Below are 5728 nucleotides of genomic sequence, written 5' to 3' on the forward strand. Positions count from 1 at the left end.
TCCAGTAAACGGTCTGCCAGGGTACTTTTTCCGTGGTCAATATGGGCGATTATACAGAAGTTTCTAATATGCTTCATCGGGTATTTTTAATAATTGAATTCCTTAAAAGGTAATCAACAAATTTAAGTTTACAAATATAGTTTATTTCATAGTCCTAAAAAGAAAGATAGATAATAAGAATATGGAAAACCGATTTTAGAAATTATCGCTTTTCGAATAATTCATTTAAATAAAAAAATGGTTAATCTTTTAGTTAATTATAAAAAAACTTACTTAAGTGTGTAGTGGTTGTAAAAAAGTTTCTTTTTTTTGTAAGAAACAATTATGTTAGAATTTTGCTAAAAGGCGTTAAGTTTAACCCAAAAATAAATTCTCAACTTATATAAGATAAATACCTATGGCAGCTGAAACCGCAACCAACCAGAACAACACCAGTAGATCTATTGTTATAATTGGGGTGTTATTTTTCATCTTTGGCTTTGTTACCTGGCTAAACTCTGTGCTTATTCCCTTTTTAAAAACAGCCAGCCAGTTAAACAATTTTGAATCTTACCTCGTAGCTTTTGCATCTTACATTTCTTACTTTGTAATGGCAATCCCATCAGCCTGGGTTTTAAAGAAAACAGGTTTTAAAAACGGAATGTCCCTGGGACTTATAGTTATGGCCATAGGGGCTTTAATTTTTATTCCCGCTGCAATGTCCAGAACCTACGCGATGTTCCTTTTTGGATTGTTTGTTCAGGGAACCGGGCTTGCTTTACTCCAATCTGCCGCCAACCCGTATATCACTATTCTGGGGCCAATTGAAAGTGCAGCGAAGCGAATTAGTATTATGGGAATTTGTAACAAAGTTGCAGGTGCCTTAGCTCCAATTATTTTCGGAGCAATTTTGCTGAAAAATATGGATGCGGTAGAAGCAAGGCTTGAAGGAATGGGTGCCGCCGCAAAAGCTGCTGAATTAGATGAACTCGCTTCACTCGTAATTACACCCTATATAATTATGGCTGTAATTTTGGTAGGATTATCGGTGCTTATTTATTATTCAGCTTTGCCTGAAATTGAAACCGATGGAGAAGATGATACCCTTGCTGCTGCTAATAAGAGCAAGACCAGTGTGCTTCAGTTTCCAAATTTATTATTAGGAACTCTGGCGATGTTCCTGTATGTGGGAGTAGAGGTAATTGCAGGAGATACTGTAATAAGTTATGCACGTGATGGGCATGATATTGCAACAGATGTGGCTAAGTATTTTACCACTTATACTTTAATTGCCATGATTGTAGGTTACTTAATTGGTACGGTAACTATTCCAAAATATATAAGTCAGCAGAAAGCCTTGCAAATTTCGGGGATACTTGGAATTATACTCGGGTTAGCTGCAATTTTTACAGATGGGTATATTTCAGTGCTTTGCATTTCGCTTTTAGGTTTAGCAAATGCTCTGGTATTTCCCGCAATTTGGCCACTGGCACTTCATGGATTAGGTAGATTTACAAAAATGGGCTCTTCGTTCTTAATCATGGCTCTTGCTGGGGGAGCTATTTTACCGCTAATTTATGGTTACCTGGCAGATACTTTTGATCCGCAATCGGCTTACTGGATAGTAATTCCAAGTTACCTTTATATCTGGTTTTTTGCTGCAAAAGGGCATAAAATAAAGTAAACGACCTCGGAGAAATAATTTCTGATGTATGGGTTAGTCCTGAAATTTCTAAATTTCGATTATCGAGTAAAATATTGTTATAATGAAAAGTTTAAAGTTAAGTGTTAGTTTAGTTTTTTTAGTGTTATTTCAGTGGGGTTTATCCGCACAAGAATCCCAAACTGAAAAACGGGCAATCATTCCGCAGCCGGCAGAAATTGAGTGGAAAGAAGGTTTCTTTACACTCCAGGAAAGAACAGTGGTTTGTTTTAATTCCGGTGCAGAAGCATCGGCTGCCTGGCTGCAGCGATTGTTGAAAAATACTTACACGCAAAGTTATACTATGAAAGGTGAAAACTGTAACGGTTTTAGCCTTAATCTTGATCCAAATCTTGAAGAAAGCCTGGGGAAAGAAGGTTATAACTTGGATATAACTTCCAGTGTGGTTAGTTTAGAAGCAGCTTCAGAGGCAGGACTTTTCTATGGAATTCAAACCATACGACAAATGTTCCCGGCTGAAATTGAAAATAAAAAAGTTTTAGAAGAAATTAAACTTCCACAAGGTAGTATTTCAGATAGTCCAAAATACGAGTGGCGTGGTTCCATGCTGGATATTGCCCGTAGTTTTTTTGGCCCAGATTATATTAAAAAGCATATAGACAGAATGGCTTTTTATAAATTAAACCGACTTCATCTACACTTAACCGATGACCAGGGTTGGCGAATAGAAATAAAGCAAAAACCTAAATTGACTGAACTGGGAAGTAAAGGTGCCGTTAAAGGCGGTAGATCTGGATATTTAACCCAGGAAGAATATAAAGAAATCCAGGAATATGCTGCAGCTAGAAATATTGTAATAGTTCCTGAAATTGATATGCCCGGCCATATTTATTCGGCATTAATGGCGTATCCTGAATTAAATTGCGACGAATTTGCAAATATTGAACCAAGAATGGCGACTCCGCCACAACTTTTTCATGAATACAAAGTAGGCTGGAGCAAACTATGCCTGGATAAGCCAGAGATCTACGATTTTGTTGCAGCGGTTTTAGGAGAAATGGCTAAAATAACCACCGGCGATTATTTACATATTGGAGGAGATGAAATTAAAGATGAACGATACAAAGAATTTGTTGTAAAAGCAGACTCTATTGTTCGCGGGCTGGGAAAAACTACTATTGGCTGGGAAGAAGTAACCCAGGCTGAAGTAGATAGCACTTTTATTAATCAACGTTGGAACTGGAATACCGAAAGTGTAGTGAACACACGCGTTATTGAGTCCCTTTGTTCAAGTTTTTATTTTGATCATGCTAATATTCCCGGACAGGAGTTTACAAACAACTGGTGCCAGGAAAGAGGAGTTTCTTTGAAGGATGCTTATACTTTTAAAGCAGAAAATCCGAATACTATAGGAGTAGAAGCGCCGGTTTGGACCGAAAAAGTACTTTCTAATGAAGCTGCCGATGATAGGTTTTGGCCGCGAACAATTGCGATGGCAGAAGTGGGTTGGAGTGAAGATGAAAATAAAGATTACAAAAATTTTATAAAAAGATTAGGTGAACATGGATTGCGACTGGACCTTATGGATGTGCATTACTTTAGAACTCCAGAGGTAGAATGGAACAGCGATAGAAATAAAGGTGTTTTTTCGGAATATATGCCGGAATCCAGGTGGTAATTTTTAACTGAATTTAAAATGGAAAATAATAATCCCGATACAGAAAAGACTTCAAATTATAACGATTTGGAGAAAATGAGTACTGCAGATCTTTTAAGTAATATAAATAAGGAAGATAAAACGGTACCCCAAAGTGTTGAAAAACAAATTCCGGCAATAGAAAAACTGGTAGATGAGATAGTTTTAAAAATGGAAGTGGGCGGCAGACTTTTTTATATTGGTGCCGGCACGAGTGGTAGGCTGGGAGTCTTAGATGCATCAGAATGTCCACCAACTTTTGGAGTTTCAGATCAAATGGTTATCGGTTTAATTGCCGGTGGTGATACCGCGCTTAGAAATGCAGTGGAGAATGCTGAAGACGACACCGAACAGGCCTGGAAAGATCTTCAGGAATATCAAATCTCTGAAAAAGATGTATTGGTGGGAATTGCTGCATCTGGAACCACCCCTTATGTAATAGGCGGAATTAAAGAAGCCAGAAAGAAAGGAATTATTACCGGTTGCGTTACCTGTAGTTCCGGTAGTCCGTTAGCAGACGCCAGTGAATTTCCTATTGAAGTAGTTACCGGGCCCGAATTTGTAACAGGAAGCACAAGAATGAAAGCCGGAACCGCTCAAAAGTTGGTTTTAAATATGATTTCTACCTCGGTAATGATAAAATTGGGCCGCGTAAAAGGTAACAAAATGGTAGATATGCAACTTTCTAATAAAAAATTAGTTGGCCGCGGTACCCGAATGATTATGGAAGAATTAAATGTTGAAGAAAATGAAGCTGCTCGCTTGCTTCAGAAATACGGAAGTGTTCGGGAGGCTGTTTTAGCTTATCGAAAAGCTTAATTTTGTATATTCAATTTAAGCTTGCATCTTCCGTTAATTATTCAAACTCTACACGATGAAAAAATCAATTCTTTCCCTCCTTGTGCTATTTATGTTTTTCTTTTCCTGTAAAACAACAAAAGATGCCCCACAACCCCAACCCCAACCCCAGGAAAAACCTGAATCTGAAGAAGTTGTTGAAGAAATCCCAGAGGAAATTGAAGCTCCAGCAACTCCAGAAGAAGATGAGGTAAAATGGGATCCAAATACTCCAAAAAATATTGAAGAATTCCGGGCAGCCTGGGTGGCCACCGTTGCCAATATCAACTGGCCCAGCAAACCCGGTCTTTCAACTTCAGCACAACAGCAAGAAGCGCTGGAATTGCTCGATTTTTTAGAAGAACATAATTTTAATGCAGTAGTATTCCAGGTACGTCCGCAGGCCGATGCTCTTTACGACAGTGAAATAGAGCCGTGGTCTTATTATCTTACCGGAGAACAGGGAAAAGCCCCTGATCCTTATTACGATCCGCTTAAATTTTGGATAAATGCTGCTCATGAACGTGGTTTAGAGTTGCATGTTTGGTTAAATCCTTATCGCGCTCATCATACCACAGGAAAAGAAATCAGCGAAAAATCGGTTATTAAAACCAATCCTGGTCTTGTCGTGGAACTGGAAAATGGAATGTGGTGGATGGATCCCGCCCAAAAAGGAACACAAGATCGATCTTCAGCAGTAGTGATGGATATTGTAAAGCGCTATGATGTTGACGGGATTCATTTTGACGACTATTTTTATCCCTACGATTCTTATAATAATGGTAAAGATTTTCCAGATGATAAGAGCTGGAGAGCCTATCAGGCTGCTGGGGGTGAACTTTCTCGTGGCGATTGGCGTAGAGAAAGCGTAAACGTTTTTATTAAAAGGATTTACGAGGAAATTAAAGCAGAAAAACCTCATGTAAAATTCGGATTAAGTCCTTTTGGGATTTGGCGCCCGGGGTATCCTGAATCTGTTCAGGGGTATGACCAGTATGATAAATTATATGCCGATGCTAAACTTTGGTTAAATGAAGGTTGGATAGATTACTACACCCCGCAATTGTACTGGAAAATAAGTCAGCTTGGGCAGAGTTTTCCGGAATTATTGGGGTGGTGGCAAAGTGAAAACACCAAACAACGCCATTTATGGCCGGGAATGAATGTTGGTGGGGAAGGTGATGAAATGCATATTACCGAAGTTATCAATCAAATTATGATTACCCGCGGAATGCTTCCGCAGAGTAAAGGTGCCGTGCATTGGAGTATTGGTCCCTTGTTGAAAAATAAGGAATTGGCAAAAGCAATAAAAGAAGGACCTTACAGAAAGAAAACCCTGGTTCCACCAAGTCCCTGGTTAGATAACACCCCACCGGAAATTCCAAATGTCACGGTGAATGAAAATCTTGATAAGATTGAAATGACCTGGGGCGTTGAAAATGATGAGGATATTCACAAATGGGTGCTATACTTTAAATACGAAACCGGAAACTGGGATTATAAAATTTTAAATTCCGAAAAAAGAAGTCAGGATTTGCAGAAAGAAGTAGGAG

General features: G+C 38.7%; 4 protein-coding genes. All 4 read left to right on the forward strand.

The window, feature by feature from the left end:
• The first annotated feature begins 397 nt into the window (after positions 1-397).
• Complete coding sequence (locus AACZ30_RS12505) at positions 398-1663, forward strand: sugar MFS transporter (RefSeq protein WP_339649711.1); 1266 nt, start codon at positions 398-400, stop codon at positions 1661-1663.
• 82 nt (positions 1664-1745) lie between these two features.
• A complete protein-coding gene (locus AACZ30_RS12510) occupies positions 1746-3320 on the forward strand; it encodes a beta-N-acetylhexosaminidase (protein ID WP_339649714.1) in 1575 nt (524 codons plus the stop codon).
• 18 nt (positions 3321-3338) lie between these two features.
• Positions 3339-4157 (forward strand): N-acetylmuramic acid 6-phosphate etherase, encoded by an 819-nt coding sequence (gene murQ, locus AACZ30_RS12515; protein ID WP_208223596.1) that lies wholly within the window; start codon positions 3339-3341, stop codon positions 4155-4157.
• 55 nt (positions 4158-4212) lie between these two features.
• A partial coding sequence (locus AACZ30_RS12520; RefSeq protein WP_339649715.1) for a family 10 glycosylhydrolase occupies positions 4213-5728 on the forward strand: 1516 nt, incomplete at its 3' end.

The sequence above is a fragment of the uncultured Salegentibacter sp. genome (assembly GCF_963972535.1).
GTDB lineage: Bacteria > Bacteroidota > Bacteroidia > Flavobacteriales > Flavobacteriaceae > Salegentibacter.